This window comes from Massilia sp. X63 (assembly GCF_041023745.1).
Classification (GTDB): Bacteria; Pseudomonadota; Gammaproteobacteria; order Burkholderiales; family Burkholderiaceae_D; genus Telluria.
Map to the genome: position 1 here is coordinate 1 of NZ_JBFTEF010000038.1, position 1,450 is coordinate 1,450.

The 1,450-nt window shown below is 61.0% G+C and carries 1 pseudogene; it reads right to left on the reverse strand.

The window, feature by feature from the left end:
• Positions 1-31 precede the first annotated feature (31 nt).
• A pseudogene (locus AB3347_RS25820) lies at positions 32-1,450 on the reverse strand (IS3 family transposase); the annotation flags it as partial.

The window sequence follows — 1,450 nt, forward strand, 5'->3', positions numbered from 1 at the left end:
CGGCGTTTGTCAACGTAGTTGTCGCGTCACCTCAAGCTGCGCGCTTTAATTCTTCTGGTCGAATCCGTTCCGGATTCAACCAGACCTGATTCTCCAGTGTCCAGTTCCTGATGCCCCGCGACCAGCGCTGCGGGTGACGGTTTCGGGCATCGTCATAAACCTGCTCCCGGCGTTTCAGGATCGCCGCGTCCTGGCCGTTGTGACGCTGTGCCGGTGTAACGAATTTCAGGCCGCTGTGCTTGTGCTCCTGGTTGTACCAACGTACGAATTTCTGCGTCCATGCCTGCGCCTGTTCCAGGCTCCCGAATGGTTTTCTCGGGTAGTCCGGACGGTATTTGCAGGTACGGAACAACGACTCGGCGTAGGCATTGTCGTTGCTCACACGCGGCCTGCTGAACGACGGTGCCACACCCAACTGCTCCAGCGTGGCCAGCATGGTCGCGCCTTTCATGGCACTGCCATTGTCTGAATGGAGCACCAGGGAACGGCCTGCCAATCCTTCGGCCAAGCTGGCCCGGCGCATCAGCCGTGACGCCAGTTCCGCCGATTCCGCGACATGCACTTCATGGCCGACGATCTTACGGCTGAAGACATCGAGCACCATGTACCAATAGTAAAACTGGCCTTTCACGGCGGCCGGCATCCAGGTTATGTCCCAACTCCATACCTGGTTCGGGCCGGTGGCGCAATGGCTCGTGACGACGCGCTCAGAAGGCTTCTTCGCTCGGCCTCGGTGATGCTGTTGCGATGCCGCTTTCAAGACGCGGTAGAAGCTCGACTCCGACGCCATGTACACGCCGCGATCGGCCAGCGCCGGCACGATCTGGCTCGGTGGAAGGCTGGCGAATTCCTCGCTGTTGGCAACGGCCAGGATCTCGGCTCGCTCGTCCTCGCTCAGTTTGTTGGCCGGTTCTGGACGCACACTGGTTGGACGGCTGTCAGTGGCCACGGCATCGTCGCCTTCACGCACCCAGCGCTGAAATGTGCGCAGGGTGATGCCCAACTCGAGGCAGGCTGGCGCAAGGCGACTGCCCGCTGTCTGTGCTTCACGGATCAACTCGACACACGACAGGCGATCTGGGACGCTGATCAGTCTTCCTCTTTGTCCCCCCAGATCGCCTGGGCTTTTTTTCGCAAGATCAACAGCGCTGCCGCCTCGGCCAGCGCTTTCTCCTTGCGCTGCAAGTCCTTCTCCAGCTGCCGGATGCGCTTCTTGTCTTCCTTCGACTGCGCCAGCTGGCCCCGCGTCTGCTGCGTCGTGCTCGCATTGGCGGCCATGCATGCGGCGCGCCACATGGCGATCTGCTCGGCGAATAACCCCTTGCGACGGCAATACTCGGCCAGCTCGCTGGCGTTCAGCGCGGCCGTCTCCAACACCACGGCAAACTTGTCTTCCGAGGTCCATTCCTCAGCATTTTTCCCACTACCCGGCACCGCTGTTCCCTGATTA